Below are 475 nucleotides of genomic sequence, written 5' to 3'. Positions count from 1 at the left end.
TGTTGATTTGCTCGCAGAATTGACCCTCGCCATCTGACCCACTTTCCACTGCCTTCCGAAGGCAGCTACGCGGTCATACGACCCCTCATATCCCAGTTCTTTCAAGTCCAGGAACATCTGTTTCAGGGTTCTTCTTTGCTTCCGTGATTTGACTGCCTCAGCGCTCAGCCAGGCGGAGAGTCTAGGCGCGAATTCATCGAGCGAGCTCGGTGATTGCCTGGTGGGATAGGACGGTTCGATCGCCTCGGACCGGATATAGCGACGAACAGTGTTTCGGGAAATGTCTAGCCTACGGGCTATTTCCCTGATCGAAACGCGGTCTCTGATGTACCAGCGCCGAATAATTCCAAGTAGGGCCACGTTTATCACTCCGTTCTCCCGCTCGCTGTCTTGAGCAGGATTGTGGTCTAAACATGGGTCAACTTAGGATGCAAATTTCTGGCTTAAGTGGGTCAGTTTTCGATGCAATTCAACA

At 52.0% G+C, this 475-nt stretch carries 1 protein-coding gene; it reads right to left on the bottom strand.

All coding sequences use genetic code 11. The features are described 5' to 3' along the window. Nucleotides 1-369 (bottom strand): helix-turn-helix domain-containing protein (locus HWE04_RS24195; RefSeq protein ID WP_241813925.1); only part of this gene is annotated, 369 nt, incomplete at its 3' end. Nucleotides 370-475 lie beyond the last annotated feature (106 nt).

Source organism: Herbaspirillum sp. C7C2 (genome assembly GCF_022627865.1).
In the GTDB taxonomy this organism is placed as follows: domain Bacteria; phylum Pseudomonadota; class Gammaproteobacteria; order Burkholderiales; family Burkholderiaceae_D; genus Herbaspirillum; species Herbaspirillum frisingense.
Note: the sequence above shows the minus strand (reverse complement) of the source record. Positions and strands in the feature narration are given on the sequence as shown.